Annotated in this window: 28 protein-coding genes; 23 read left to right on the forward strand and 5 right to left on the reverse strand. The window is 63.0% G+C overall.

The window, feature by feature from the left end; all coding sequences use genetic code 11:
• Positions 1–89 precede the first annotated feature (89 nt).
• On the forward strand, positions 90–1,010 hold the full coding sequence (ppk2, locus tag AC1D0N_RS07585; protein WP_477242811.1) for a polyphosphate kinase 2: 921 nt from the start codon (positions 90–92) through the stop codon (positions 1,008–1,010).
• A 189-nt stretch (positions 1,011–1,199) separates the two neighbouring features.
• Here ppk2 and AC1D0N_RS07590 read toward each other — a convergent pair whose 3' ends face one another.
• Entirely contained in the window at positions 1,200–1,844 is a 645-nt protein-coding gene (locus AC1D0N_RS07590) for a dihydrofolate reductase family protein (RefSeq protein WP_477242812.1), read from the reverse strand.
• A gap of 99 nt (positions 1,845–1,943) precedes the next feature.
• Complete coding sequence (locus tag AC1D0N_RS07595; RefSeq protein WP_477242813.1) at positions 1,944–2,639, reverse strand: winged helix-turn-helix transcriptional regulator; 696 nt, start codon at positions 2,637–2,639, stop codon at positions 1,944–1,946.
• Positions 2,640–2,818: 179 nt separating this feature from the next.
• Between AC1D0N_RS07595 and AC1D0N_RS07600 the strand changes: the two genes are divergently transcribed.
• Positions 2,819–3,145 (forward strand): DUF1330 domain-containing protein, encoded by a 327-nt coding sequence (locus tag AC1D0N_RS07600; protein ID WP_477242814.1) that lies wholly within the window; start codon positions 2,819–2,821, stop codon positions 3,143–3,145.
• Positions 3,146–3,216: 71 nt separating this feature from the next.
• Here the strand turns inward: AC1D0N_RS07600 and AC1D0N_RS07605 are convergent, their stop codons facing one another.
• Positions 3,217–4,425, reverse strand: a complete 1,209-nt coding sequence (locus tag AC1D0N_RS07605; protein ID WP_477242815.1) for a polyhydroxyalkanoate depolymerase — start codon at positions 4,423–4,425, stop codon at positions 3,217–3,219.
• 113 nt (positions 4,426–4,538) lie between these two features.
• On the opposite strand from AC1D0N_RS07605, the gene AC1D0N_RS07610 reads away from it, so the two are divergent.
• Entirely contained in the window at positions 4,539–5,195 is a 657-nt protein-coding gene (locus AC1D0N_RS07610; protein WP_477242816.1) for a glutathione S-transferase, read from the forward strand.
• A gap of 33 nt (positions 5,196–5,228) precedes the next feature.
• Here the strand turns inward: AC1D0N_RS07610 and hemB are convergent, their stop codons facing one another.
• Entirely contained in the window at positions 5,229–6,260 is a 1,032-nt protein-coding gene (hemB, locus tag AC1D0N_RS07615; RefSeq protein ID WP_477242817.1) for a porphobilinogen synthase, read from the reverse strand.
• A 227-nt stretch (positions 6,261–6,487) separates the two neighbouring features.
• Complete coding sequence (locus AC1D0N_RS07620) at positions 6,488–7,324, reverse strand: DUF2066 domain-containing protein (RefSeq protein WP_477242818.1); 837 nt, start codon at positions 7,322–7,324, stop codon at positions 6,488–6,490.
• A gap of 190 nt (positions 7,325–7,514) precedes the next feature.
• Between AC1D0N_RS07620 and AC1D0N_RS07625 the strand changes: the two genes are divergently transcribed.
• The 20 genes from AC1D0N_RS07625 to AC1D0N_RS07720 all read left to right on the forward strand — a co-directional run bounded on the left by AC1D0N_RS07625 (position 7,515) and on the right by AC1D0N_RS07720 (position 25,005).
• Complete coding sequence (locus AC1D0N_RS07625) at positions 7,515–8,552, forward strand: 3-hydroxyisobutyryl-CoA hydrolase (RefSeq protein WP_477242819.1); 1,038 nt, start codon at positions 7,515–7,517, stop codon at positions 8,550–8,552.
• The gene (locus AC1D0N_RS07630; protein ID WP_477242820.1) at positions 8,549–8,971 is read left to right on the forward strand and encodes a DUF6163 family protein; all 423 of its coding nucleotides are present in this window, start codon (positions 8,549–8,551) and stop codon (positions 8,969–8,971) included. The genes AC1D0N_RS07625 and AC1D0N_RS07630 overlap by 4 nt, the downstream gene beginning before the upstream one ends.
• Before the next feature lie 206 nt (positions 8,972–9,177).
• Positions 9,178–9,693 carry a transcriptional regulator LdtR gene (ldtR, locus tag AC1D0N_RS07635; RefSeq protein WP_142869475.1) on the forward strand — a complete coding sequence of 172 codons (516 nt, stop codon included), beginning with the start codon at positions 9,178–9,180 and terminating at the stop codon, positions 9,691–9,693.
• A 203-nt stretch (positions 9,694–9,896) separates the two neighbouring features.
• Positions 9,897–10,286 (forward strand): hypothetical protein, encoded by a 390-nt coding sequence (locus AC1D0N_RS07640; RefSeq protein ID WP_477242821.1) that lies wholly within the window; start codon positions 9,897–9,899, stop codon positions 10,284–10,286.
• A 307-nt stretch (positions 10,287–10,593) separates the two neighbouring features.
• On the forward strand, positions 10,594–11,847 hold the full coding sequence (locus AC1D0N_RS07645; protein ID WP_477242822.1) for a L,D-transpeptidase family protein: 1,254 nt from the start codon (positions 10,594–10,596) through the stop codon (positions 11,845–11,847).
• Between the two features lie 142 nt (positions 11,848–11,989).
• Complete coding sequence (locus tag AC1D0N_RS07650; protein WP_477242823.1) at positions 11,990–13,630, forward strand: Na+/H+ antiporter; 1,641 nt, start codon at positions 11,990–11,992, stop codon at positions 13,628–13,630.
• A 173-nt stretch (positions 13,631–13,803) separates the two neighbouring features.
• A complete protein-coding gene (gene glyA / locus AC1D0N_RS07655) occupies positions 13,804–15,117 on the forward strand; it encodes a serine hydroxymethyltransferase (RefSeq protein WP_477242824.1) in 1,314 nt (437 codons plus the stop codon).
• Between the two features lie 80 nt (positions 15,118–15,197).
• Positions 15,198–15,782, forward strand: a complete 585-nt coding sequence (locus tag AC1D0N_RS07660) for a hypothetical protein (protein WP_477243115.1) — start codon at positions 15,198–15,200, stop codon at positions 15,780–15,782.
• Between the two features lie 123 nt (positions 15,783–15,905).
• A complete protein-coding gene (gene nrdR / locus AC1D0N_RS07665) occupies positions 15,906–16,385 on the forward strand; it encodes a transcriptional regulator NrdR (protein ID WP_477242825.1) in 480 nt (159 codons plus the stop codon).
• A 2-nt stretch (positions 16,386–16,387) separates the two neighbouring features.
• Complete coding sequence (gene ribD, locus AC1D0N_RS07670; RefSeq protein ID WP_477242826.1) at positions 16,388–17,512, forward strand: bifunctional diaminohydroxyphosphoribosylaminopyrimidine deaminase/5-amino-6-(5-phosphoribosylamino)uracil reductase RibD; 1,125 nt, start codon at positions 16,388–16,390, stop codon at positions 17,510–17,512.
• Positions 17,513–17,523: 11 nt separating this feature from the next.
• The gene (locus AC1D0N_RS07675; protein WP_477242827.1) at positions 17,524–18,141 is read left to right on the forward strand and encodes a riboflavin synthase; all 618 of its coding nucleotides are present in this window, start codon (positions 17,524–17,526) and stop codon (positions 18,139–18,141) included.
• Positions 18,142–18,222: 81 nt separating this feature from the next.
• Entirely contained in the window at positions 18,223–18,483 is a 261-nt protein-coding gene (locus AC1D0N_RS07680) for a CopG family ribbon-helix-helix protein (RefSeq protein WP_477242828.1), read from the forward strand.
• Positions 18,483–18,758 (forward strand): type II toxin-antitoxin system RelE/ParE family toxin, encoded by a 276-nt coding sequence (locus AC1D0N_RS07685; protein WP_477243116.1) that lies wholly within the window; start codon positions 18,483–18,485, stop codon positions 18,756–18,758. The genes AC1D0N_RS07680 and AC1D0N_RS07685 overlap by 1 nt, the downstream gene beginning before the upstream one ends.
• Positions 18,759–18,836: 78 nt before the next feature.
• On the forward strand, positions 18,837–19,331 hold the full coding sequence (ribH, locus tag AC1D0N_RS07690) for a 6,7-dimethyl-8-ribityllumazine synthase (protein WP_477242829.1): 495 nt from the start codon (positions 18,837–18,839) through the stop codon (positions 19,329–19,331).
• Complete coding sequence (gene nusB / locus AC1D0N_RS07695; protein WP_477242830.1) at positions 19,328–19,828, forward strand: transcription antitermination factor NusB; 501 nt, start codon at positions 19,328–19,330, stop codon at positions 19,826–19,828. The genes ribH and nusB overlap by 4 nt, the downstream gene beginning before the upstream one ends.
• Positions 19,825–21,036, forward strand: a complete 1,212-nt coding sequence (locus AC1D0N_RS07700) for an MFS transporter (RefSeq protein ID WP_477242831.1) — start codon at positions 19,825–19,827, stop codon at positions 21,034–21,036. The genes nusB and AC1D0N_RS07700 overlap by 4 nt, the downstream gene beginning before the upstream one ends.
• A 157-nt stretch (positions 21,037–21,193) precedes the next feature.
• Positions 21,194–22,105: a glycine betaine ABC transporter substrate-binding protein OsmF gene (gene osmF / locus AC1D0N_RS07705; protein WP_477242832.1), complete on the forward strand. Its 912-nt coding sequence runs from the start codon at positions 21,194–21,196 to the stop codon at positions 22,103–22,105.
• Between the two features lie 55 nt (positions 22,106–22,160).
• A complete protein-coding gene (locus AC1D0N_RS07710) occupies positions 22,161–23,324 on the forward strand; it encodes an ABC transporter permease (RefSeq protein WP_477242833.1) in 1,164 nt (387 codons plus the stop codon).
• Entirely contained in the window at positions 23,321–24,259 is a 939-nt protein-coding gene (locus AC1D0N_RS07715; RefSeq protein ID WP_477242834.1) for an ABC transporter ATP-binding protein, read from the forward strand. The genes AC1D0N_RS07710 and AC1D0N_RS07715 overlap by 4 nt, the downstream gene beginning before the upstream one ends.
• Entirely contained in the window at positions 24,256–25,005 is a 750-nt protein-coding gene (locus AC1D0N_RS07720; protein WP_477242835.1) for an ABC transporter permease, read from the forward strand. Before AC1D0N_RS07715 ends, AC1D0N_RS07720 begins: the two co-directional genes overlap by 4 nt.
• The last annotated feature ends 162 nt before the right edge of the window (positions 25,006–25,167 follow it).

Raw genomic sequence — 25,167 nt, forward strand, 5'->3', positions numbered from 1 at the left:
GCGTCCGGTGGCTGCAATAAAACCGTCACTACCGGCCTATATCAAGTCGGCTCAGGGTTTCATGTCAGCCGGCAAGCGGAGCAGCGCAAATGACCGAGTTAAAACAGAATTCTCCAGCCAGGGATTGGCTTGAAGCGGAGCTGGCCGACACGCTCGACGAAGACTACGAACTGGAAATGTCGGAGCCGGCGCTGTCGATGGAGATTGCCAAGATCTACAAGAACGCGCATCCGCCTTCGATCGATCGCATGCAGTATTTTCGTGACCTCATCACCCTGCAGTCCGAGTTGATCAAGCTGCAGTCCTGGGTCGCCTATCACAAGAAGAAGCTGGTGGTCATTTTCGAGGGCCGCGACTCGGCCGGCAAGGGCGGCGTCATCAAGCGCATCACCCAGCGGCTCAATCCGCGCATCTGCCGCGTCGTGGCACTGCCAGCGCCGACCGAGCGCGAGAAGTCGCAATGGTACTTTCAGCGCTACGTGCCGCATCTGCCGGCCGGTGGCGAGATCGTCCTGTTCGACCGCTCCTGGTACAACCGTTCCGGCGTCGAGCGCGTGATGGGCTTTGCCGAACCAGATCAGGTCGAGGAGTTCTTCCGCGACGTGCCGGAATTCGAGCGCATGCTGGTCCGCTCCGGCGTCACGGTTGTCAAATACTGGTTCTCCATCACCGACGAGGAGCAGCAGATGCGCTTCCTGATGCGCATCCACGATCCGATGAAGCAGTGGAAGCTGTCGCCGATGGACCTGCAGTCGCGCGTGCGCTGGGAGCAGTACACCAAGGCCAAGGAAGAGACCTTCGCCCGCACCAACATTCCCGAAGCGCCCTGGTACATCGTCGAGGGCAACGACAAGAAGCGCGCGCGGCTGAACTGCATCGATCATCTGCTCAAGCAGATGCCTTATGAGGAAGTACCGCACGAGGAGATCACGCTACCCGATCGCGTCTTCAATCCCGAATATGAGCGCCAGACGCTACCACGCGAGCTTTACGTGCCGGAGAAATATTGAGGGGTTCTTCCTTCTCCCCGTCTAACGGGGAGAAGGTGCCCGAAGGGCGGATGAGGGGCGGCGCCAGCGTCGGGCGATTGAGCCCCAATTCGTTGCCATTGGTAGTTTGCCGATAGTCTCCAAAGGTCGCGCCGCCCCTCATTGCCCTGCCGGGCATTTCTCCCCGCATAGGGACGGGGAGAAAGGAGCCTACACCCGCTTGATCGTCACATGCGTGGCAAGCGCCGTCGCCACTTGCTCGGTGCACCGATAGCCGAGCTTCAGCATATCCAGACCGGCAAACAGGTTCTCGCCCTTGCCGAGCAGCATCGGCGAAACCGCCAGATGCAACTCGTCGATGAGCTGCTCCTGGAGATACTGCCGGATGGTGGAGACGCCGCCGCCGACGCGGACATCCTTGCCGGCGGCAGCGGTTTTCGCCCGGTCGAGCGCATCATGGATGCCGCCGGTAACGAAGTGGAAAATGGTGCCGCCTTCCATTTCGATAGGGTCGCGCTTGTAGTGCGTCAGCACGAAGACCGGCACGTGGTAGGGCGGATTGGTGCCCCACCAGCCTTTCCAGCTGTCGTCCGGCCAGTCGCCGCGGATCGGCCCGAACATGTTGCGGCCGAGGATCCAGGCGCCGAGATTGTCGAAGCTGCGGACTGTGAAGCGGTCGTCCACATCGGTGGTGCCGCCATCCTTGCCGACCATTTGGTGGAAGCTGCGGGTGCTTGTCATCCATTTGTGCAGCTCCTCACCACCAACGCCGAGCGGATTTTGCAGGGTCTGGTCTGGACCGGCGCCGTAGCCGTCGAGCGACAGGGTGAATGCATTGACGCGAAGCTTTGACATGAGTGCCTCCGAGATAACCGATTGTGATTTGCAATTGCCTTCTTTGTAGCAAACTGATTGCGAATTGCAAGCGGTTAGTCGAGAGGCCGGTGACGTCAGCTACGCCGCGGCACGCTTCGGCATCACCGCAAACGGGCTGAGGCCAAGCCAGGTCTGCATTTTGGCGGCGATATCGAGGTCTCCGGTCAGGCTGATCTTGTCGCGTTCCTTGTGCACTGTCGTCAGCCCCATCCAGATCGAGGTCATGGTGCACAGGTCGGTCGACACGTAGAGATCGACGTCAAATCCCGGATCGTACCAGCACAGATCGACATCACCCTGCTTCTCGACGATCAGCCACCAGGACCGCTTTGTCGCCGGCAGGTCATGGTACAGGAACTGTATCACGGTGCGTCCGTCGGGCAGCGGACTGGGGTTCAGATTGCGGCGCATGTCCCACATCAGCAGTGACGGATCGAGGTTCTTCAGCGAGAGCCGGGCCTCGACCCATTTCTGGCCCCAGAAGCCCATCGCTTCGACCACCGGGCGCAAATCTCTGCCGGCCTCGGTCAGCCGGTATTCGAACACGCCCTTCTCGGATTTGACCTCCGTGCGCTCGACAATGCCGCCGGCTTCAAGGTCCTTCAGCCGTTGCGACAGAAGGGTTGGCGACATTTTCGGAACACCGCGGCGCAGATCGTTGAAGCGGGTCGATCCCGCCACCAGTTCGCGCAGCAGCACCATGGTCCAGCGTGTGCAGAGCAGTTCGGCGGCCATCGAAAGCGGACAGAACTGTTTGTATCCGGCTTGGGTCATGTGGTGATCTCCAACAGAAGATGACCGACATTACCCAAAAGCCGATCATGGGGCCAGTACAGAACCTGTACTGGCCCCCTGGTACAGTTCGGTGACTGGAGGGATGCGTCATCGCCGTGGGAAGCAGCGGTCACGTCACCGGGCAGTCCGGTGCCGATCAATGAGGAGTTTGAAAGACAATGACCGCTTATGTGATCGCAGACATCAAGGTGAAGGACGACAAGTGGGTGCCGGCGTATGCCGCTTCGGTGCACGATCTCGTGCACAAGCATGGTGGCCGATATCTGGCGCGCAGCGGCAATGTGAAGACGCTTGAGGGCAAGCCGCTGGACACCAGCCTCATCGCCATCATGGCGTTTCCCTCGGCTCAGGCCGCCGAGGCCTTCACCACCGATCCGCAATACGCTCCGTTCGTGGCGGCGCGTCAGGCCGGCAGCGACAGCCGCTTCCAGATGATCGACAATACCGATCTGGCCGGAACGATACCTTATTTGCCCAAGGCGTAAGGAGCATCCGGAACCCGGCGTTTCCGGGTTCCGGCTACCTCTTCAGAGTCTCTATCCCTGTCGAGCAAAAACTATTCCATCGACAGGATGAGATTGCGCACGGCCGGATAGATTTCGCGCTCCCAGCGCTTGCCGTTGAAGACGCCGTAATGGCCGACATTGGCCTGCAGATGATGGCGCTTCAGATGCGGGCGCAGCGACCGGCACAATTCATGCGCGGCCGAGGTCTGGCCAAGCGCGCAGATGTCGTCGCGTCCGCCCTCGACAGTGAGCAGCGCCGTGTTGCGGATTGCGCCCGGGTCGACCGGGCTGCCGCGGAACGTGAACGTACCGGTGGCGAGCTCCGCCTTCTGGAACACCCTATCAATGGTTTCGAGATAAAACTCTTCGGTGAGGTCGAGCACCGCCAGATACTCGTCATAGAAGGTCTTGATCTTCTCGGCCTCGGCGGTCTCGCCGGCCGCCAGATGGTCGTGGAGTTTCTGGTGAGCCTTGTTGTGACGGTCCATGTTCATGGCCATGAACGCCGCAAGCTGGAGAAAGCCCGGATAGACCCGGCGTCCGCCGCCGGCGTGCCGCCACGGCACACGCGAGATGACGGAGCTCTGGAACCAGGCCAGCGACTTGCTGACCGCGAATTCGTTGACCTTGGTCGGGCTTTCGCGCGGATCGATCGGTCCCGCCATCAGCGTCATCGAGCGCGGTGTCGCGGGGTGCCTGTCCTCGGACATCACGGCGACGGCGGCAAGCGCCTGGACGCAGGGCTGGCAGACCGCCAGTATGTGCGCGCCCGGGCCGATCGCCTCCAGGAAGCGGATGACGTAGTCGACATAGTCGTCCACGCCGAAACGGCCGGCGGCAAGCGGCACGTCGCGGGCATTGGCCCAGTCGGTGATGTAGACCTCGTGGTCGGCCAGCAGCGTCTCCACCGTGCCGCGCAACAAGGTCGAGAAGTGGCCCGACAAAGGGGCGATCACCATCACCTTGGGCTGGCGCGTATCCATGTCCTTGGCGAAGCGCAGAAGCGTGCCGAACGGCAGCTCGAGCGCCGTCTCGACGGTGACCGGTACATCGCGATTGCCGACCTTGACCGATTTGATATCGAAATCCGGTCGTGCATGGGTGAGCTTGAAGCGGCCGATCATCTCCAGTCCGGCGGCCAGCCGTTGCTTCACGCTGTCGCCTGAAACCATGCTGCTCATCGCCGAGCGCATGAGATCGGCGAAAAAACGCGACGGGGCGATGAGATCGTCCTGTAGCTGGTAGGCCTGGTACAGCATCGAGATGCATCCCGTTCCGAAGCGGCCATGTGGCAGTGCAAAAAAATCTAGTGCAAAATTTTGTGCATTGCGAGAGGATTGTTGCCGGCAAAGGGGCTCGGAGGGCCGATCGCATGGCAAAGGCCACGTTGACGATATCGTCGAAGAACTATTCCTCCTGGTCGCTGCGCGGCTGGTTGCTCTGCCGCATGGCGGGGCTGGAGTTCCAGGAGAAGCGCATCGATATCGATGACCCCGAGCAGCGGCAGGAATTGTTGCTGCTGTCGCCATCGGTGCTGGTGCCGCGGCTGACCCATGATGGGGTGACGGTGTGGGACACGCTGGCGATCGCCGAATATCTAGCCGAGACAATGCCGGGTGCCGGCCTCCTGCCGGCCGACCGCGTGGCGCGAGCGCATTGCCGGGCGGTGTCCGGCGAGATGCATTCAGGCTTTCATAATTTGCGCTCGGCGCTGCCGATGAGCCTCAAAGCCCGGCACCAGAGCTTCAAGATCTTTTCCGGCGCGCGCCCCGATGTCGAGCGGATCAAGACGATCTGGTCCGAATGTCTGGCGACCTATGGTGGTCCCTGGCTGTTCGGTTCCTCGCCGACCGTTGCCGACGCGATGTATGCACCGGTCTGCACCCGTTTTCGCACCTACGCGGTTGAGCTCGAAGCACCGCTCGCCGCCTATTGCGAGGCGATCCTCGCCTGGCCGCTGATGCAGGAATGGACGCAGGACGCGCTTGCCGAGCCCGAGGACATCATCGAACTCGACGTGGAGTTTTGAGAACGCTGGAGCAGGGCGGCCGCGGCGGCCACCCTATCCCTTCAGAATCGCCGCCACCTCTGGCGCAAAGTAGGTAAGAATGCCGTCGCAGCCGGCGCGCTTGAAGGCGAGCAGCGATTCCAGCATCGCCTTCTCGCCGTCGATCCAGCCATTGGCGGCGGCGGCCTTGATCATCGAATATTCGCCCGACACCTGGTAGGCGAAGGTCGGCATCTGGAACTCGTCCTTCAGCCTGCGGATGATGTCGAGATAGGGCAGGCCGGGCTTGACCATCAGCATGTCCGCGCCCTCGGCGATGTCCTGCTCTGCCTCGCGCACCGCTTCGTCGGAATTGGCGTGGTCGATGTAATAGGTCTTCTTGTCGCCCTTGAGCAGGCCGGCGGTGCCGACCGCCTCGCGATAGGGGCCGTAGAAGGCCGAAGCGAACTTCGTCGCATAGGACATGATCGCCACATCCTGAAAACCATTGGCGTCGAGCGCGTCGCGGATGGCGCCGATGCGGCCGTCCATCATGTCGGAGGGGGCAATGATGTCGGCGCCCGCCGCCGCCTGGATGACGGCTGCCGCCGTTACCTGCTCCACCGTCTCGTCATTGACGATGATGCCGTCGCGCAAAATGCCGTCATGGCCGTGCGAGGTGAACGGATCGAGCGCGGCATCGGTGATGATGCCGATCTCCGGCACCGCATGTTTGATGGCGCGTGTGGTGCGGTTGATGATGTTTTCCGGGTCGAGAATGTGCGAGCCGGTCTGGTCGCGCAGGCCCAGTTCGACATTGGGGAAGGTGGCGATGGCCGGAATGCCGAGTTTGGCCGCACGCTCGGCCTCTTTCACCGCAAGGTCGATCGACAGGCGGAAGACGCCCGGCATGGCGGCGATCGGTTCGCGGATATTCTTGCCGTCGACGACGAAGATCGGCCAGATCAGATCGTCGACCGAAAGCCGGTTCTCCTGGACCAGGCGGCGCGACCAATCGGCCTTGCGCATGCGGCGCAGACGGTGGCTGCCGGTGATATCGTCGACGCTGCGTGCGCCGGCAGCTTTTGCAGGGGTGAATTTGTTCATCGCCAAGACTCCGGATCGGCGGCTTTTACCACGAGCCCTTGCCGCTGACCAATGCGACACGATTGTGCCAGGGATGCGGGTGCGCTCTGAGGCAAAGGCAGGTTGAGTTTCAGGTCAGGCCGAGTCGAAAATGGTGGGTTTTAAGATCCGGAGCGGAGCGTACTTTTGGGTACGTGAGCACCGGAAGCGCAAGAAGTCGCCATTTGCAGACCGGCATCACCTGAATATCAGCCTGACTTAGGCTGACCGTTGCCGCTCAGAACCTGAGCCGCGCCCCGCATCGCAACACGGAACGCCTCATCAAAGCTGACGCCGCGCACCTGCCAAGTGTAGGTCTTGCCGCCCATGGCCAGCCGCCAGTCGGCGATCCAGCCCAGATCCTTGTCGCTCCAGACGATGCTGCCGGCGAGCGCCTGGTCGGCGCCGGCTTTCTTGGCCAACTGATCCAGCATCGCCAAATCGGCATTGCGCAGCGTCTTGTCGTCGAGACCGGCACCGGAGAGCAGCGATGCCGAGGGAAAGGCGATCCGCATCACCAGCGGGCCGGTGGCGTTGACGAAGGATTCGCGCATCGCTTGGCCGTGCTCATCATCCGCGGTCAGCGCGAAATGCCTTGTGCCTTGCTCGGTCGTCAAAAACACCGCCAGGCGCGGCCGTTCGCCAAGCCAAGGCTTGCTGCCGAGCGTGGCAAGCACCGGGTCGATTGCGGCCGGCTTGTAGAGGCAGGTGAGGTCGTGCGGCCGGTCGTGCGTGCCTTGTTCGTCATGGACCGGAATGCCTTCCAGCCGGTCGTGATAGCGGAACTCGGCGACGAAACTGCCGGCCTTGTCGCGCAGATCAGCCATTTCCGGCCTGTTCGGCAGGCGCTGGTCGCCGGAAACCCGCACCAGAACCGAGTCCAGGCAGGCCTTGAAGCCGATCTGGCGGTTCACCTCGCCCTGGCCGGTGACGATGGTCTGCGCCTGGTAGAGTTCGTCGAGTGACGTGGCGGACACAGGCCGAACTGTTGCGTAAACGGCCATCAGTCCGATCATCACCAGCGAGAGGCGCGAATGTCCAGGCATGGCTCACAATCCCCCGAAGACGGTCATAGCCGCTGAAAGACAGTACGCCCCGGCTGCGATGGCGGCGGACTTTCTAACATCGGGCGGTGGCGGTGGCCAAGGTGGGGTGAATACACTCGCGCCATTGACGCACCCATGCGCCACGCTTTAGCACTTCAGTCCCGCAGGCGCGGGGAGGGATTCTTTCACGATGGATTTTGGCGGAGGCGACGAAATTCGCTTCGAACGGTTGGGCAAGGCTGGCGTCGTCACGTTGACGCGGCCGCAGGCGCTCAATGCGCTGACGCATCGCATGATCAAGGCGTTGGACAAGGCGCTCGACGCCTTTGAGCGCGATGACGGCGTCGATGTCGTCGTCGTCAAGGCCGAGGGCAGGGCGTTTTCGGCAGGCGGTGACATAATGCACGTCTACGAGGCCCGGGCGGGAAAGCCGCCGGTCGAGTTCTTCGCCGACGAATACCGCCTGAACGCCCGCATCAAGCGGTTCAAAAAACCCTATGTCGCGCTGATCGACGGCATCGTCATGGGCGGCGGCGTCGGCATTTCCTTCCACGGCTCGCAGCGTGTGCTGACCGAGAACGCCCAGTTCGCCATGCCGGAAGTCGGCATCGGTTTCTTCCCCGATGTCGGCGGCAGCCATCTGCTGCCGGATCTCGGCGGCAGCTTCGGCATGTATCTGGCGCTGACCGGAAACCGCATCCGCTATGGCGACGCGCTGTGGTCGGGCCTCGCCACGCACACCATCAAGGCAGAGGACCAGGCCGGCTTTCTCGACCGGCTGGCGGCGACTGGCGATCCGGAATCGGTGCTGCGCGGGTTTTTCATCTCGGTTAGGCGCGAGACCGACAGGCCGACGCTGGCGGCAATCGCCCAGCATTTTGCGCAAGCCTCGCTCAGGGATATCATCGACAGCCTGGAGCGGGCGGCAGCAGCCGACGAATTCGCCGCCAAGACACTGGCGACCATCCGCACCCGCTCGCCGACCAGCCTGCATGTCGCCTGGCGCCAGATCAGCGCCGGCCTGACATTGTCGATGGACGAATGCATGAAGATGGAGTTCCGCATCCTCAACCGCATGCTGTCAGGCCGCGATTTCTATGAAGGCATCCGCGCCGTCATCATCGACAAGGGCTCGAAGCCACACTGGCAGCCGGCCAGCATCGATGCGGTCGGCACTGCCGACATCGATGCCTATTTCGCTCCACTCGAACGGGAGCTCGAACTGTGAGCGAGGCCGCCTCGAGACGCATCGTGCTGCAGCCCTCCGGCGTCGAGATCATCTTCGCCTGGTTCCAGCGCGTCATAGCGGGCTACTGCCTGCTGTTCGGCATTCTCTACTGGATCCGGCTGATCGGTTTCTATCCCGGCCCGCTGTGGCGCTTCGATCTGATGCCGGTGCACTGGCAGGTGGCGGCCGTGGTGCTCGCCGTGTTCTTTCCCTTCGCCGCCGCCGGCCTGTGGATGCTGGCGTCGTGGGGCCCCGTGATCTGGTTCATCTGCGCGATCACCGAGACCATCATGTATGCCGGTTTCCCTGATCTTTTCGGCCACCGGCCGCTGATCATCTTTTCCCACGTGGCGGCGGCGCTGCTCTATATCGTCTTCCGCGTCGTGATCTGGATGCGCAAACGCCCGACGCGAGCGTGAGCCCTGGTTGGCTCGAAATCATTGGCTAAATCTTTAGGTTAATTATCCTTGCTCGGGTGACCGTTCGTTAAGCCTCTTGCGAAACCTATTACCGGTAAGCTCTTGTTAGCCCTAGCGTTTAAGTCGAATTTTATGAGTATTCGATAGTGTCGCGATCAAGGTGAAAAACAAAAAATCACCAGGGCGACAAACGAGAGGCAAAGACAATGATCAATTCGCGTCCGGCGGCGAAGACCGCCAACGTATCCGACGACCGCCGCGAGGCGATCCGTTCGCTGTACATGGAATCGCTGCAGCTGGTGGAGCGTCTGCACCGCCGTCTGCTTGACGTGATCAAGGACGAATTCGACCGCAACGGCCGCTCCGACATCAATGCCATCCAGGCGCTGCTTTTGTTCAACATCGGCAATTCCGAGCTGACCGCCGGCGAACTGCGCTCGCGTGGCTATTATCTCGGCTCGAACGTCTCCTACAATCTGAAGAAGCTGGTCGATCTTGGCTTCATCAACCACCAGCGCTCGCGCATCGACCGTCGTTCGGTCCGCGTTTCGCTGACGCCGAAAGGCAATGAGGTGGCAGATGTCGTTGCCGGTCTCTATGAGCGCCATGTTGGTTCGATCGAACAGGTCGGCGGCATCAACAGCGAAGAGTTCAAGCAGATGAACCGCGCGCTGCAGCGGCTCGATCGCTTCTGGAACGACACCATCGCCTACCGGATGTAAGGCATCCCAGGCAGCAAGATTCGAGCCGCGCCAGAAAGAAGCGCGGCCGGGGCAGAAGGAAATCAAGGACCGGCGCCGGGGGGCACCGGTCCTTTTTTCTTTGGTGGCGCAGAAACCTTGCCCAAAGCTCAGCCGCCTCGTCGGCAGCCTCCTTGGCAGGGTTGCGGCAACGGTGCTTAATTGTCGCGGCCTGGAGGGAGCGCATGATGGACCTGGGGAACCGCTCGACGATTTGCTCGCTTGCCGCGGTGTTTTTGCTGGCCGCGCAACCGGCGTTTGCGGAGGAGTGGTGGAAGGATTCCTTTGCCGCGCAAGGCAGCGCCCCATGCGACAACAATGACTCCATCGTGACGTTCACCGACAAGGCGGTGGAGATGTGGGAAGTCCGCTGCACATTGATCAAAGTCCAGAAGATCAACCGCCTGGACGCGATCATTCTGGACATGAGCTGCACGGACGGCGAGGGCAGCCCGGACAAGAGACGGGAGATGCTGCTCAAATTGGACAACAAGGTCCTGCGCTATCCCCAAAATGAGGTGTTACAGCGATGCTCGGAATTGAAGGCGCCGCCGGGTCAGGAGCCGAAGGGTTGAGACTTCGCGCTGAGCGATGACGGTGCCGAAAAGCACCGGTCCCCGCTTTTCGCCGCTCCGGCCAATCCAAATTCGGGCAGCAGCCACGTTGCCGCCATATTCCCGGTGAAAGCGAGGATACGGGTGATGCTGCGGTGAAGGCCAAGATTTCACAAGGCAGAGTGCTCATCCGGAACTGGCATCGCACCCGTGCGTTTCACGCCCAAGTGATGCAAGCCATGGTTGGCTAATTGTTAAGATTGCCAATCTTAGAGTGCGGGCGAGATCGCCCGGTGATCCGATTGCTACAAGAATGTCTGGAACGTCCATGAGAACCAGCCGCCGTTTCTTCCTTTCCGGAGCCTCCGCGCTCGCCGTCGCAATGGTTGCGAACAGCGCCAATGCGCAGGATGTGATCGGGGATATCCTGAAATCCTCGGCCCGCGGCAATTGGGACGACCAGTTCGATGCCCGCGCCTCAGAAGGTGGTAAGGTAGCCTCGACGCTGCCGATCTTCAGCCTGCAGACCGTTGCCTTCACCGAGCAGGCCGTCGCGCAGTATCAGAACATCGTCGCCCAAGGCGGCTGGGTCGAGGTTCCCGCGACCAAGAAGCTGCAGCTTGGCGTCGATGATCCCGACGTGGTGCCGCTGCGCAAGCGGCTGATGATGTCGGGTGACCTGGCGCAGAGCGCCGGCATTTCGACGTCCTTCGATTCCTATGTCGACGCGGCCGTCAAGCGCTTCCAGGCGCGCCACGGCCTGCCTTCGGACGGCTCGATGGGCAAATACACTTACGCGGCGATGAATGTATCGGCGCAAATCCGGCTTGGCCAGTTGCAGACCAATCTGCAGCGCCTGCGCGAAAAGGCCGGTACGCTGGGCAACCGCTACGTACTGGTCGACATTCCCGGCGCCCAGATCGAGGCGGTCGAGAACGATCGTGTCGTGCTGCGCCACACCGCCATCGTCGGCAAGATCGACCGCCAGACGCCGATCGTCAATTCCAAGATCAACGAGATCATCGTCAATCCTTACTGGAACGCTCCGGTCTCGATCGTGCGCAAGGACATCATTCCGCTGATGCGGAAGAACCCCGACTATCTCAAGGACAGCCATATCCGGCTGTTCGCGCCGGATGGCAGCGAAGTCGATCCGATGACGGTCGACTGGTCGACCGACGATGCAGAAAAGTACCGTTTCCGCCAGGATCCGGGGTCCGGCAACGCCATGGCCTCGGTCAAGATCAACTTCCCGAGCCCGGATGGCGTCTATATGCATGATACGCCGCAGCAGAGCCTGTTCGGCAAGATGATGCGGTTTGATTCCTCGGGCTGCGTGCGCGTGCAGAATGTGCGCGACCTCGTCACCTGGATCCTGCGCGACACGCCAGGCTGGGATCGCCAGCACTTCGAGGCGGCGATCAAAACCGGTGAGAACACGCCGGTGCAGGTCACCAATCCGGTACCGGTTCATTTTCTTTATGTCTCGGCCTGGTCGACGGGGCCAGGCGTCGTGCAGCTGCGCGATGACATTTACGGCCTCGACGGAGCCAGCGAATTGCAGATCACTTCCGCGCTCTAAGAAACTGATTTTATTTATTAAAAGGCCGCCGATATGGCGGCCTTTTGTTTTTGAATTCCTGGTCGGCGCGGCTGTTTCCTGCCGGCTGGACGGATCGGCCGGCTTTGCGCATGCTCGGCAACAACGCGTCTGGAACCGCAACATGGAAGTCGCCGTCTTCATCCTGGTCGTGCTGGTCTTCGTCGCCGTCTCCGGCGCGCTGGTACGGCTGGTGCGGGTACCGCTGCCGGTGCTGCAGATTGCCATAGGCGCCGCACTTGCCTGGCCGATGCGCGGCCTGCATGTCGAGATCGATCCCGAACTGTTCCTGCTGGTGTTCATCCCGCCGCTACTGTTCAGCGACGCCGCGACCGCGCCGAAGCGTGAATTGCTGGCACTGCGCGGGCCGATCCTCGACCTTGCCATCGGGCTGGTCTTCTTCACCATCGTCGGTTTCGGCTATGCCTTGCACTGGCTGGTGCCGAGCATACCGCTTGTCGTCGCTTTCGCGCTTGCCGCAGTGCTGTCGCCGACCGATGCGGTGGCGGTGTCGTCGATCGTCGACCGGAATGTGGTGCCGGCGCGGCTGATGCACATTCTGGAAGGCGAGTCGCTGCTCAACGATGCGTCGGGCCTGGTCATGTTCCGCTTCGCCGTGGCGGCAGTGCTGACCGGCAGTTTTTCTTTCGCCGCCGCATCCCTGACCTTCCTCTACGCCGTCGCGGTCGGCATCCTGGTCGGCGTCGCTGCGCTGTTCGCCGCCGCCAAGACGCTTCAGCTCCTGAACCGCATCGGCGGCGTGCCGGCCGAGGCTCAGGTGCTGGTCATGATTCTGATCCCCTTCATCGCCTATCTCGGCGCCGAACATGCCGGCGCCTCCGGCATTCTGGCGGCAGTCACCGCTGGTCTGCTCACCGGTGGCTCCGGCGTTTTCCGCTATCTCGGCGTCTCGGCGCGCATGCAGACGATGTCGCTTTGGACGACGCTGTCATTCGTCTTCAACGGCGCGCTCTTTATCCTGCTCGGCTTGCAGCTGCCGGATATCATCCGAAAAGTGCCACCCGAACTTTCGACCCGGCATTGGCTGGTCGAGCCTGTTGCCACGGTGCTGATCCTGACGCTGTGCCTGATCGCGTTGCGCTTCCTGTGGATCTGGGTCGGCGATATCGCGGCCGGTATCGCGGCGCGCCTGGGCAAGCGCGAGGCCGAGCCGTTCGGGCTGCGCGTGCGTCTCGCCGGTTCCGTGGCCGGCGTGCGTGGCGCAATAACACTGGCCGGCATCCTGTCGCTGCCGCTCGCCATGCCGGACGGTTCGCCCTTTCCGGCGCGCGATCTGGTGATCTTCCTGGCCGCCGGCGTCATCATCTGCTCGCTGGTCATCGCCAGCCTGGCTTTGCCGAAGATCGCCCGCGGGCTGGTCGAGCCGGGCGAGGATCCGGGCGCCGCCGAGGAGCGCCGGGCACGCGTCGGTGCGGCCAATGCCGCCATCGCCCGCATCGAGGCCGTCGCCAATGACGCAAGCGAAGGGGAGGCGGCCGATGCCCGCCTGGCGGTGGCTGACAGCATCGTTGCCGGCTACCGCCGCCGCATCGCCGCCTCCGACGAAGCCAATGAAGCCCGAGCCGAGGCTCGCGAAGCCGGGCGGCTGGAGCTGGAACTCCGGTTCTCAGCCATCGAGGCTGAGCGCACCGCTATACGCGCCATGTTGCGCAGCGGCGAAATCAACGACCATACGGCACAGGCGCTGTTTGCCGAGATCACGCTGACCGAGGCCTTGTTGAAAGGCCGGCAGTCCAGGAAATAGCGACTACCCGCCCTGCTGGCGCAAACCGGCCAGCAAATTTCGCGCTGCAAACGTGGCGAGGCGAAAACAACTGTGTTAATGGCGCGGCAATGCATGTCGCCCAAACGTGTGCAGCGGTTTTGGGGCAACGATATGCATAGGTAAATTGCCCCCGAACCCGAGGATTTCAGGCCATGGCAACAGCAGCGGCAGTGTCGAACAAATTCGAATCCTTCTTCGAAACCACGCTGGCCGACGCCGATCCGGAGATTTTCGGCGCCATCCGCAACGAACTCGGCCGCCAGCGCCATGAGATCGAGCTGATTGCGTCGGAAAACATCGTCTCGCGCGCCGTGCTCGAGGCGCAAGGGTCGATCATGACCAACAAATACGCCGAGGGCTATCCGGGCAAGCGCTACTATGGCGGCTGCCAGTTCGTCGACGTGGCCGAGGAGCTCGCCATCGAGCGCGCCAAAAAACTGTTTGGCTGCAACTTCGCCAACGTCCAGCCGAATTCCGGCAGCCAGATGAACCAGGCGGTGTTCCTGGCGCTGCTGCAGCCCGGCGATACCTTTATGGGTCTCGACCTCAATTCCGGTGGCCATCTGACCCACGGCTCGCCGGTCAATATGAGCGGCAAATGGTTCAAGGTCGTCTCCTACGGCGTGCGCAAGGAAGACCACCTGCTCGACATGGACGCGATCGAGAAGACCGCGCATGAGACCAAGCCGAAGCTGATCCTGGCCGGTGGCACCGCCTATTCGCGCGTCTGGGACTGGAAGCGGTTTCGCGAGATCGCCGACGCGGTCGGCGCCTATCTGATGGTCGACATGGCCCACATTGCCGGCCTGGTTGCCGGGGGTGTGCATCCGTCGCCGCTGCCGCATGCGCATGTCGTGACCACCACCACGCACAAGTCGCTGCGCGGTCCGCGCGGCGGCATGATCCTGTGCAATGACGAGGACATCGCCAAGAAGATGAACTCGGCCGTCTTCCCCGGCCTGCAGGGCGGCCCGCTGATGCATGTCATCGCCGCCAAGGCAGTGGCCTTCGGCGAGGCGTTGAAGCCGAGCTTCAAGGTTTACGCCGAGAGTGTCGCCGCCAACGCCAAGGCGCTGGCCTCCAGCCTCAAGGAGACCGGGCTCGACATCGTCTCCGGCGGCACCGACAACCACCTGATGCTGGTCGATCTGCGCCCTAAAAACGCCACCGGCAAGCGCGCCGAGGCAGCCCTTGGCCGCGCCAACATCACCTGCAACAAGAACGGCATTCCGTTCGATCCGGAAAAGCCCTTCGTCACCTCGGGCGTGCGTCTCGGCACGCCGGCCGGCACCACGCGCGGCTTCGGCCAGGCCGAGTTCCGCGAGATCGGCAAGCTGATCGCCGAAGTGCTGGACGGGCTGAAAGTCGCCAATTCCGACGAAGGCAACGCGGCGGTCGAGGCGGCGGTGAAGGCCAAGGTTGTGGCACTGACCGATCGTTTCCCGCTCTATCCCTATCTCGGTTGACCGCCAGCGGCGCGTCCTCTTTTATCCTGCATTCTGCGCCGCTCCTTGATCGGGCGGCGCGGCTTACTGGAGACTTGATGATGCGCACTTTCCGTCTTGCCATTCTGGCCCTTTTCGGCGCGTTTGCCGCCTTCGCTGTGTCAGGAGCGGTTGCCCAGGAGCAGCCGAGCACGGATGGTCCGGCCACCAACACCTTTGGCAGGTGGACCACCATCATCGATAGGCTCGACACCGGCCAGGACTCGCACAAGACCTGTGCCGCCTCCACGGCCTTTGTCGATGGCAGCGGCAATGCGGGCACGCTGACGCTTTCGATCTCGACCGGCGATGCGCTGCCGCCCGACGCCTATCCTTCTATCGTGATCACCGTCGGCAACAAGGACCTGCCGACTGGCAAGAAGATCGCGGCGACCTTCGGCGATCCCGGTGTCAAGGTTTCCGCGACGGTCTATTCCAATGATGCCATCAAAGGGCGCCCGAGCTGGACGGTCGACAATCAAGCCAAGACCAGCCTCGCATTGTTGCGCGCCATGCGCAAAGTCGTCTCGCTCGATGTCGTTTTCGGCAAACAGACTGTCACCAGTATCCCAATGGACGGCTTCACCAAGGCCTATCGCAATCTCGGCACATCTTGCGGTTTCCCGACCAAGGACGTCGCGCCTTGAGCAAGGCGGCACTGCCGTCTGGCTGATGGCGGTGCTGGCAATCTTCCTCGCGCCTCGCTATCTCTGAGGCGCGGAAGGTTTTAAGCCTTTCGCCCACTAAGAATCTCGAACCGAAGGCTTCTCATGCGCTGTCCCTACTGCCAGTCCGAAGATACGCAGGTGAAGGATTCGCGCCCCGCCGAAGATGGCGCGGCGATCCGCCGGCGGCGCGTCTGCCCCGATTGCGGTGGCCGCTTCACCACTTTCGAGCGCGTCCAACTGCGCGATCTCGTGGTGGTGAAAAAATCCGGCCGCAAAGTACCGTTCGACCGAGACAAGCTGCTGCGCTCGGTCGAGATCGCCGTGCGCAAACGCAATGTCGATCCCGAACGCATCGACCGCGCCGTGACCGGCATCGTGCGCCAGCTCGAAAGCTCGGGCGAGACCGAAGTTGCCTCTGGTGAGGTCGGCCGGCTGGTGATGGAGGCGCTGAAGTCGCTCGACGACGTCGCCTATGTGCGCTTCGCCTCGGTCTATCGCAATTTCCGCGAGGCCAAGGATTTCCATGACGTGCTGGGCGAGCTCAAGGGCGATGAGGCCAAGGGCGAAGAGGAAGCCGGCTGAGCATGGCAAGGCCTGACAAAGCCGCGCAAGAGGTTCTTGATCGCCGGTTTATGGCGGCAGCACTCAGGCTGTCGCGCAAAAATGCCGGGCGGACCTCGACCAATCCTTCCGTCGGCACGCTGATCGTGCGCGATGATGGCGAAGGTCCGATGATCGTCGGCACCGGCGTCACCGCTGTCGGCGGCCGGCCGCACGCCGAGACAGAAGCACTGGCCGAGGCCGGTGAACTTGCGCGTGGCGCCACCGCCTACGTTACTTTGGAACCTTGCGCCCATCACGGCCGCACGCCGCCTTGTGCCAACGCGCTGGTCAATGCCGGCGTGGCACGGGTTGTGGGGGCGGCGAGCGATCCCGATCCACGCGTGTCCGGCCAGGGCTATGCCATCCTGCGCGCCGCCGGTGTCGAGGTGGTCGAAAAGGTGCTGGCGGCGGAAGCCGCCGAGCAGATGGCCGGCTATCTGATTCGATCGCTCAAAAAACGCCCGGAAGTGGTTGTGAAGCTTGCGCTCTCCAGCGACGGCAAAATCGGCGTGGAAGGCGAGGGGCAGGTCTCGATCACCGGCGACATCGCCCGGCGAGAAGTCTATCTGATGCGGGCCGAGGCCGACGGCATATTGGTCGGCATCGGCACGGCTCTGGAAGACGATCCGGCGCTGACCGTGCGGTTGCCAGGACTGGAAAACCGCTCGCCGGCACGCATCGTGCTCGACCGCCAGATCCGGTTGCCGGAGACGTCGAAGCTGGTCTCCGGCATCGACCGGGTTCCGCTCTATGTCGCCGCGTGCCTGGAGGCCGATCCGCAGCGGCGCGCAGCGCTGGAGCGTGCCGGCGTACGCTTCATCGGCACGGAAACGCATGAAGGCGGCGTCGCCCTGCCGGAACTGCTCGAGGACCTTGCGGCGCTTGGCATGGCCAGCGTCCTGGTCGAGGGCGGCGCCAAGGTCGCCGGCGCTTTCCTAGCCGACGGGCTGGTCGACCGCATCATCCTATTCCAGGGGCCGGAAGCGATCGGCAAGGACGGCATTCCATCGCCAATCGACGCCAACCATATCCCGGCAGGATTTCGCAAATTGCGCGACATGCAGTTCGGCGAAGACAGCTATGCCGAGTGGATACGAAACTTCTAGGATCAGCATCGATGTTTACCGGAATTGTCACCGATGTCGGAACCGTCGCTGCCGTGAGGCCGCTGCGGGAAGGGGTCGGCTTGCGCATCGACACCGCTTACGACCCGGACACCATCGCAATCGGCGCCTCGATTTCCTGCGGCGGCGTCTGCCTGACGGTGACGGCACTGCCGGAAAGGGGCGCCAATGCGCGCTGGTTCGAGGTCGAGGCCTGGGAAGAGGCGCTCCGGCTGACGACTGCCATGGGTTGGAAATCCGGCACAAGGATCAATCTGGAGCGGGCGCTGAAGATTGGCGACGAGCTCGGCGGCCACATCGTATCGGGCCATGTCGACGGGATGGCCGAGATTGTCGAGCGCAAGGAAGAGGGTGACGCCGTGCGTTTCACGCTCGAGGCGCCGCGCGAACTGGCAAAATTCATCGCGCCCAAGGGTTCGGTCGCGCTCGACGGCACCTCGCTTACCGTCAACAAGGTCGAAGGCACGCGCTTCGACGTGCTATTGATCCATCATTCGCTGACCGTGACCACCTGGGGCGAGCGAAACGTCGGCGACCGCGTCAACCTCGAGATCGACACCATGGCCCGCTACGCGGCGCGGCTGGTCGAGGCGGCCAAAGAGGGGCTTTGAGGTAAGGTGGGCGCTGGCACTCTGGTCTCGACTTAATCACGTTTAATCGCTATCAATAGGCGTGATTAAGTGAGACTCCCGATGGACACCAAAGTAATTACCGCACATGTGCCGCTGCCGCTCGCAGAAAGGGTAGACCAATTGGCCGCACGCCTCGAGCGTCCACGTGGCTGGATCGTCAAGCAGGCCCTTTCCGCTTGGGTCGACATGGAGGACGAGCGTCGGCGTCTCACGCTCGAAGCGCTGGCCGATGTGGATGCCGGTCGCGTTATCGACCACCAAGCCGTGCAGGCATGGGCCGAGAGCCTCGATACCGAAAAGCCGCTGCCGGCACCACGTTGATGGAGCTGAAGTGGACCAGCAAGGCTCTGTCCGATCTGGTGAGGCTTCATGATTTTCTCGCGCCGGTAAATAGCCAAGCAGCCGCTCACGTTGTGCAATCTCTGACTGCTGCGCCCGCCCGGTTGACCGAACATCCACGCATCGGCGAAAGACTGGAAGAATTCGAGCCACGTGAAGTGCGCCGTATTTTGGTGGGGAATTACGAAATGCGCTACGAGATTCAAAAGTCGACGATCTATGTGCTGCGCTTGTGGCACACCCGAGAGGATCGATAGGACGGACACCTTCAGCAATCTTCCGCTTGCGATCAAACCTGCTTCGGCCTAAGTCACCGGCTACCCCCGGAGACATCTATGGCTGGTACATCCCAACACGGCAAAGCGTTCATCCGTCCGAAGAAGAAGGCCCACCTTCTGATCATCGAGGCGCGTTTTCACGACGATCTTGCCGACGCGTTGCTCGACGGCGCAACAAGCGCGCTCAAGGACGCGGGCGCGACCTATGACGTCGTCACCGTTCCCGGTTCGCTCGAAATCCCCGCGGTAATTTCCTTCGCGCTCGACGGCATGGCCGAAGGCGGTACAAACTATGATGGCTTTGTCGCACTCGGCACCATCATCCGCGGCGACACCTATCATTTCGACATCGTCGCCAATGAATCCAGCCGCGCGCTGATGGATATCTCCGTGCAGGACTCCGTCTGCATCGGCAACGGCATCCTGACCACCGAGAACGACGAACAGGCCTGGACGCGGGCAAAGCGTTCGGAAGGCGACAAGGGCGGCTTTGCCGCGCGTGCGGCGCTGACCATGATCGCGCTCAAACAGCAGCTGGGAGCCGGATCGTGAGCGAACCCGCTGCGCCCGGCCAGCCCGCGATCCGCCACGCCAACAAGCGTGGCGCCGCCCGTCTTGCCGCCGTTCAGGCGCTCTACCAGATGGACGTTGCCGGCAGCGGCGTGATCGAAATCACGGCCGAATATGAGGCCTTCCGGCTCGGCAAGGAAGTCGACGGCGCGCTCTACCGCGAGGCCGACGCGCAATGGTTTCGCGCCATCCTCGCCGGCGTCGTCGAGAACCAGAAAAGCATCGATCCGATCATCCGCCAGGCGCTGACCGAAGACTGGCCGCTTTCCAGGCTCGACTCGACGTTGCGCGCCATCTTGCGCGCCGGCGTCTACGAATTGATGAAGCGCGAGGATGTGCCGGTGGCGGTCATCGTTTCGGAATATGTCGATATCGCCAAGGCGTTCTACGAAGACGACGAGCCGAAGCTGGTCAATGCCGTGCTCGATCGCGTGTCGCGCCGGGTGCGCGGCGAGGGGCGCGGCAAGGACGCTGTATGACTGTCGCCGCCGGGGTCGCAAAGGAAGCGCGTCGGACGGCAATCATCCTGGCCGTCTCGCAGGCGATCATCGGTTCGGCTGCGCCGATCGCCATTTCGATGGGCGGCTTGGCCGGCCAATATCTGCTTGCCACTGACAAGTCGCTGGCGACGGCGCCGATCACCGGCTTCAATGTCGGCGTGGCGGTCGGTGCGCTGCCGGCCGCGGCAATCATCCGCCAGCTTGGCCAGCGCGGCGGCTTCATGACCGGCACGGTCATCACCGCACTCGGCGGGTTGGTCGCCACGCTGGCGCTGTTTCAGTCAAGCTTCTGGCTGTTCGCGTTCAGTCTGGCCGTGATCGGCGTCGGCGGCGCCTTCGTCCAGCAGTTCCGCTTCGCTGCCGCCGACAATGCGCCGCCCGAATTCAAGGCGCGCGCCATCTCCTTCGTGCTCGCCGGCGGCATCATCACCGCCATCCTCGGGCCGCAGATCGTCATCTTCACCCGCGAACTGTTTGCGCCGGTGATGTTTGCCGGCTCGTTCGCCGCCATCCTGCCGCTGGCCGCGGTCGGCGCCATCATCCTGTCGTTCCTGCGCATTCCTGCGAAAACCGCCGGCAAGGCGGAGATCGCCGACAGCGACGCCCGACCGCTATCCGAGATCGTCACCAGGCCGCGCTTCGTCGCGGCGCTGTTCTGCGCCGTCGGCAGCTATGCGCTGATGAGCTTCGTCATGACCGGCGCGCCGCTGGCCATGGTCGGCTGCGGCCTGACGACAGACGACGCCACGCTCGGCATTTCCTGGCATGTCATGGCGATGTTTGCGCCAAGCTTTTTCACCGGCTCGCTGATCCACCGCTTCGGCGCCGAACGCATCGTCGCAACGGGCCTGGTCCTGCTCATCGGCTGCGCCGCGGTGGCGCTGTCGGGCCTTCATCTGTGGCAGTTCTGGACGGCGCTGATCCTGCTTGGCCTCGGCTGGAATTTCGCTTTCATCGGCGCCACCGCCATGGTCGCCGACAGCTACCATCCTTCCGAAAAGAGCAAGGTTCAGGGCTTTCACGACTTCGTCCTGTTCGGCTCCGTCGCCTTCGCGTCGCTGATGTCGGGCATGATCTACAATACCTGGGGCTGGGAAATGCTGAACTGGATCGTCTTCCCGGTGACGGTGCTGTGTTTCGTCGCGCTGGGGACATTGAAGTTCACGGACTTGCGCCAACCCAGCTGACAACACGCTGTCGGGACTGGCCAAGCCGGAATGGCCGCTTCCGAACAAAATTATTGCGCTGATCCCCTTTGATATGAAACCGTGTGCCCCGACTGGGCGTTGAAGCCATGCTCATATGCGGCCACCGAATTTCGGTTCACAGCAAGGGGTTTTCACAATGTTTTCAATCAAGGCTCTCGCCGGCGCAGCCCTTGCGCTCGGCATCACCGCCGCCTCCGCCAGCGCCCAGGTGGTTGTCTCCTCGAAGATCGACACCGAGGGCGGCGTGCTCGGCAACATCATCCAGCTGGTGCTGAACGCCAACAACATAAAGACCACGGATCGCATCCAGCTCGGCGGCACGCCGGTGGTGCGCAAGGCGATCACCGCCGGCGAGATCGACATCTATCCTGAGTACACCGGCAACGCCGCCTTCTTCTTCGAAAAGGCCGATGATCCGGTCTGGAAGGATGCCGCGAAAGCCTATGAGTCGGCGAAAAAACTCGACTATGACGCCAACAAGATCGTCTGGCTGTCGCCATCGCCGGCCAACAACACCTGGGCGATCGCGCTGCGCAAGGAGGTTGCCGACAGCAACAAGCTGGCGACCCTGTCCGACTTCGGCAAATATATCGCGGGCGGCGGCACGGTCGTGCTGGCTGCCTCGGCCGAGTTCGTCAATTCGGCGGCAGCCTTGCCGGCGTTCCAGACCACCTATGGCTTCACGCTGAAGCCGGAACAGCTGATCACCCTGTCCGGCGGCGACACGGCGGCGACCATTGCCGCGGCCGCCAACCAGACCAACGGCGCCAACGCCGCCATGGTCTACGGCACAGACGGCGGCATCGCGCCGTCCGGACTGGTCGTGCTCGACGACGACAAGGGCGTGCAGCCTGTCTACCAGCCGGCCCCGATCATCCGCGAGGCGGTGCTCAAGGAGCATCCCGAGATCGAGACGCTGCTGAAGCCGGTCTTCGCCAAGCTCGACCTGGTCACGCTGCAGGAACTCAATGGCCGCGTGCAGGTCGGCGGCGAGCCGGTCAAGGGCGTCGCCGAGGACTTCCTGAAGAAGAACGGCTTCCTGAAATAGGGCGATCCCGGCGCGCCGCATTCGTGGCGCGCCGGATCGACTGACGGGGCAGGGCGTGCGCATCCGGTTCGACAAGCTCGGCGTGGTCATCGCCGCGATCATGGCCTATGCGGCATTCCTCGCCCCGTTCGCCACCTTTCGCGCCAACCGCATCGTTCCCGGCCAGGCGCGCTCCATTCTTGAAGCGCTGCCGGCAACGACCGGATTGCTGCTGCTGGCGGTCGTCGCCGTCGCGGCGCTCATCGCGCTGCTGAAGACGCCGCTGGTTCTGCGCCTTGCCGCCAGTGTTGTCGCGCTCGCCGCGCTGACGTTTCTGATCGGTGTCGCCGGCACTTTCCTGACCCCGGCGGGCAACACTTTCGCTCGCATCTCGCCGGCCTCGGGCTTCTGGCTGCTGATCTTCGCCTTCACGCTCTTGCTCGCCGATGTGCTGACCAGGCTTAACCTGTCGCCTTGGGGACGGGTCGGCGTGCTTGTCGTCGCGGCTGCGGCCATCGGCCTGCTTTTGGTGTCGGGGAGCTGGGACAGTCTCTCCATCCTCAAGGAATATGCCAATCGCGCCGACAGTTTCTGGGCCGAAGGCTCCAAGCATGTGACGCTGGCGCTGGGTTCGCTGGCGGCAGCGGTGATCATTGGCCTGCCGCTCGGCATCCTCTGTCACCGCGTCGAACGGTTGCGCGCCGGCGTGCTCAATGTGCTGAACATCATCCAGACAATTCCCTCGATCGCGCTGTTCGGCCTCTTGATCGCGCCGCTCGGCTGGGTTGCGACGCACGTTCCGGGGGCAGCCGCGCTCGGCATTCGCGGCATCGGCACCGCGCCCGCCTTCGTCGCTTTGTTCCTCTATTCGCTGCTGCCGGTGGTGGCCAACACCGTGGTTGGGCTTGCAGGTGTACCCCGCGCGGCCAACGATGCGGCGCGGGGCATGGGCATGACCGACCGCCAGCGCCTGTTCGGTGTCGAGTTTCCGCTGGCCTTCCCGGTTATCCTCACCGGCATCCGCATCGTCCTGGTGCAAAACATCGGCCTCGCCACCATTGCCGCACTGATCGGCGGCGGCGGTTTTGGCGTGTTCGTGTTCCAGGGCGTCGGCCAGACGGCGATGGACCTGGTGCTGCTCGGCGCCGTGCCGACGGTGGCGCTGGCCTTTGCCGCCGCCATCGTCCTCGACGCGGTGATCGAAATGACGACGACCAAACGCAGGGTTGAAACGGCATGATCGAGATCGAAGGCATTACCAAGCGCTATGACGCGACGACGGTCGTCGACGACGTGTCGATGGTGATCGAACCGCGGACGGTTTGCGTCATCGTCGGCACCTCCGGCTCCGGCAAGACGACGTTGCTGCGCATGATCAACCGGCTGGTCGAGCCGACCGCGGGCGTCATCAAGCTCGACGGCGCCGACAACCGCTCGCTGCCCGGCTACCAGCTGCGCCGCAGCATCGGCTATGCCATCCAGGGCCACGGCCTGTTTCCGCACCGCACGGTGGCGCAGAACATCGCCACGGTGCCGGTGCTGCTCGGCTGGGATGCGGGCCGCATCAAGGCCCGCGTCGACGAGTTGATGACACTCTACCAGCTCGATCCCGATGCCTTCGGGCCGCGTTATCCGCACGAACTGTCAGGCGGCCAGCAGCAGCGCGTCGGCGTTGCCCGCGCACTCGCCGCCGAACCCAACGTGCTGTTGATGGACGAACCGTTCGGCGCGCTTGACCCGATCATCCGCACCAAGGCGCAGGAAGATCTGCTGGCGATCCAAGAACGCTTCGGCACCACCATCATCCTCGTCACCCATGACATGGAAGAAGCCGTGCACATGGGCGACAAGATCGCCGTCATGGATGCCGGCAAGCTGGTGCAATATGCCAAGCCGGAAGAGATCCTGGCGCGGCCGGCCAGCGCCTTCGTCGAAACCCTGGTCGGCGCCAGCGAAAGACCGTTCCGGCTTTTGTCGCTCGGCCGCGTGCGCGACGCCGTAGAAAAAGGCGCCGCCGAAGGCGAAGCCATTCCCGGCGATGCCAGCCAGCGTGATGCGCTGGCGGAACTTCTGTGGTCGGGCCGTCCGGCGCTGCCGGTCAAAGGCGCCGACGGCAAGCCGCTCGGCCGCGTCACCATCGACGGGCTTGTCAAGCGCGCGGCGAGGCCGGCATGAAAGCCTGGCTGCCGTCACTGCTCAGGCTTGCTTTGGTGGTGCTGCTTGTCGCCTTTGTTACCAATCCCGGCTGGTTCGAGCCGCTGCTGAAGCCGTTGACCGAAAACAACGCGCCGGCGATCTACAATCAGGGCAGCCTGCTGACGCTGACGCTGCTGCATCTGAGGACCGTGCTGATTGCCACCGTGGCCGCCACCATCGTTGCGGTGGCGCTCGCCATCCTGGTCACCCGTCCGGCCGGCGTCGAGTTCCTGCCGCTGTCGCGCAGCCTGGTCAATATCGGCCAGACCTTTCCGCCGGTCGCGGTGCTGGCGCTGGCCGTGCCGGCCGTCGGCTTTGGCGAAAAACCGACGCTGATCGCTCTGTTTCTCTACGGCCTGCTACCGATCTTCGAGAATGCGCTGACCGGCCTTACGGCATTGCCCGGCAATGTGGTGGAGGCGGCGCGCGGCGCCGGCATGACCGGCTGGCAGAGGCTGGTCAAGGTCGAGCTGCCGCTCAGCGCGCCGATCATTTTGGGCGGCATAAGGCTGTCGGTGGTGATCAGCCTGGCCACTGCCACCATCGGCTCGACCGTTGCCGCCAAGACGCTGGGCGAGGTGATCATCGCCGGGCTGTTGTCGAACAACCTTGCCTTCGTCCTGCAGGGCGGCCTCATCGTCGCCGCCCTTGCGGTGCTGATCTATGACGGGTTGTCGGCGATCGAGCGCTACACCGCGCGCCGGATGGGGCGCGAGGCAGAGTAGTTCCGTACGGCGCCAGAACCAATTTCAATCGATCTAATAGGACGACGGCACCCGCAGACGCGCTGGCACATACGCCTTTTCGGTGAAAGCCGGGCAAAAACCGAACAATATCTTGACGTTCCGAGCCCTGTTTCGCATAAGCCGCTGCGAAGGGACGGATTC

The sequence above is a fragment of the Mesorhizobium sp. P2_E10 genome (assembly GCF_056404235.1).

What these genes read in the sequence shown, in the direction of transcription:
- ppk2 (WP_477242811.1), top strand. Translation starts at nt 90, where the DNA reads ATGACCGAGTTAAAACAGAATTCTCCAGCCAGGGATTGGCTTGAAGCG.
- AC1D0N_RS07590 (WP_477242812.1), bottom strand. Translation starts at nt 1,844, where the DNA reads ATGTCAAAGCTTCGCGTCAATGCATTCACCCTGTCGCTCGACGGCTAC.
- AC1D0N_RS07595 (WP_477242813.1), bottom strand. Translation starts at nt 2,639, where the DNA reads ATGACCCAAGCCGGATACAAACAGTTCTGTCCGCTTTCGATGGCCGCC.
- AC1D0N_RS07600 (WP_477242814.1), top strand. Translation starts at nt 2,819, where the DNA reads ATGACCGCTTATGTGATCGCAGACATCAAGGTGAAGGACGACAAGTGG.
- AC1D0N_RS07605 (WP_477242815.1), bottom strand. Translation starts at nt 4,425, where the DNA reads ATGCTGTACCAGGCCTACCAGCTACAGGACGATCTCATCGCCCCGTCG.
- AC1D0N_RS07610 (WP_477242816.1), top strand. Translation starts at nt 4,539, where the DNA reads ATGGCAAAGGCCACGTTGACGATATCGTCGAAGAACTATTCCTCCTGG.
- hemB (WP_477242817.1), bottom strand. Translation starts at nt 6,260, where the DNA reads ATGAACAAATTCACCCCTGCAAAAGCTGCCGGCGCACGCAGCGTCGAC.
- AC1D0N_RS07620 (WP_477242818.1), bottom strand. Translation starts at nt 7,324, where the DNA reads ATGCCTGGACATTCGCGCCTCTCGCTGGTGATGATCGGACTGATGGCC.
- AC1D0N_RS07625 (WP_477242819.1), top strand. Translation starts at nt 7,515, where the DNA reads ATGGATTTTGGCGGAGGCGACGAAATTCGCTTCGAACGGTTGGGCAAG.
- ldtR (WP_142869475.1), top strand. Translation starts at nt 9,178, where the DNA reads ATGATCAATTCGCGTCCGGCGGCGAAGACCGCCAACGTATCCGACGAC.
- AC1D0N_RS07640 (WP_477242821.1), top strand. Translation starts at nt 9,897, where the DNA reads ATGATGGACCTGGGGAACCGCTCGACGATTTGCTCGCTTGCCGCGGTG.
- AC1D0N_RS07645 (WP_477242822.1), top strand. Translation starts at nt 10,594, where the DNA reads ATGAGAACCAGCCGCCGTTTCTTCCTTTCCGGAGCCTCCGCGCTCGCC.
- AC1D0N_RS07650 (WP_477242823.1), top strand. Translation starts at nt 11,990, where the DNA reads ATGGAAGTCGCCGTCTTCATCCTGGTCGTGCTGGTCTTCGTCGCCGTC.
- glyA (WP_477242824.1), top strand. Translation starts at nt 13,804, where the DNA reads ATGGCAACAGCAGCGGCAGTGTCGAACAAATTCGAATCCTTCTTCGAA.
- AC1D0N_RS07660 (WP_477243115.1), top strand. Translation starts at nt 15,198, where the DNA reads ATGCGCACTTTCCGTCTTGCCATTCTGGCCCTTTTCGGCGCGTTTGCC.
- nrdR (WP_477242825.1), top strand. Translation starts at nt 15,906, where the DNA reads ATGCGCTGTCCCTACTGCCAGTCCGAAGATACGCAGGTGAAGGATTCG.
- ribD (WP_477242826.1), top strand. Translation starts at nt 16,388, where the DNA reads ATGGCAAGGCCTGACAAAGCCGCGCAAGAGGTTCTTGATCGCCGGTTT.
- AC1D0N_RS07675 (WP_477242827.1), top strand. Translation starts at nt 17,524, where the DNA reads ATGTTTACCGGAATTGTCACCGATGTCGGAACCGTCGCTGCCGTGAGG.
- AC1D0N_RS07680 (WP_477242828.1), top strand. Translation starts at nt 18,223, where the DNA reads ATGGACACCAAAGTAATTACCGCACATGTGCCGCTGCCGCTCGCAGAA.
- AC1D0N_RS07685 (WP_477243116.1), top strand. Translation starts at nt 18,483, where the DNA reads ATGGAGCTGAAGTGGACCAGCAAGGCTCTGTCCGATCTGGTGAGGCTT.
- ribH (WP_477242829.1), top strand. Translation starts at nt 18,837, where the DNA reads ATGGCTGGTACATCCCAACACGGCAAAGCGTTCATCCGTCCGAAGAAG.
- AC1D0N_RS07700 (WP_477242831.1), top strand. Translation starts at nt 19,825, where the DNA reads ATGACTGTCGCCGCCGGGGTCGCAAAGGAAGCGCGTCGGACGGCAATC.
- osmF (WP_477242832.1), top strand. Translation starts at nt 21,194, where the DNA reads ATGTTTTCAATCAAGGCTCTCGCCGGCGCAGCCCTTGCGCTCGGCATC.
- AC1D0N_RS07715 (WP_477242834.1), top strand. Translation starts at nt 23,321, where the DNA reads ATGATCGAGATCGAAGGCATTACCAAGCGCTATGACGCGACGACGGTC.
- AC1D0N_RS07720 (WP_477242835.1), top strand. Translation starts at nt 24,256, where the DNA reads ATGAAAGCCTGGCTGCCGTCACTGCTCAGGCTTGCTTTGGTGGTGCTG.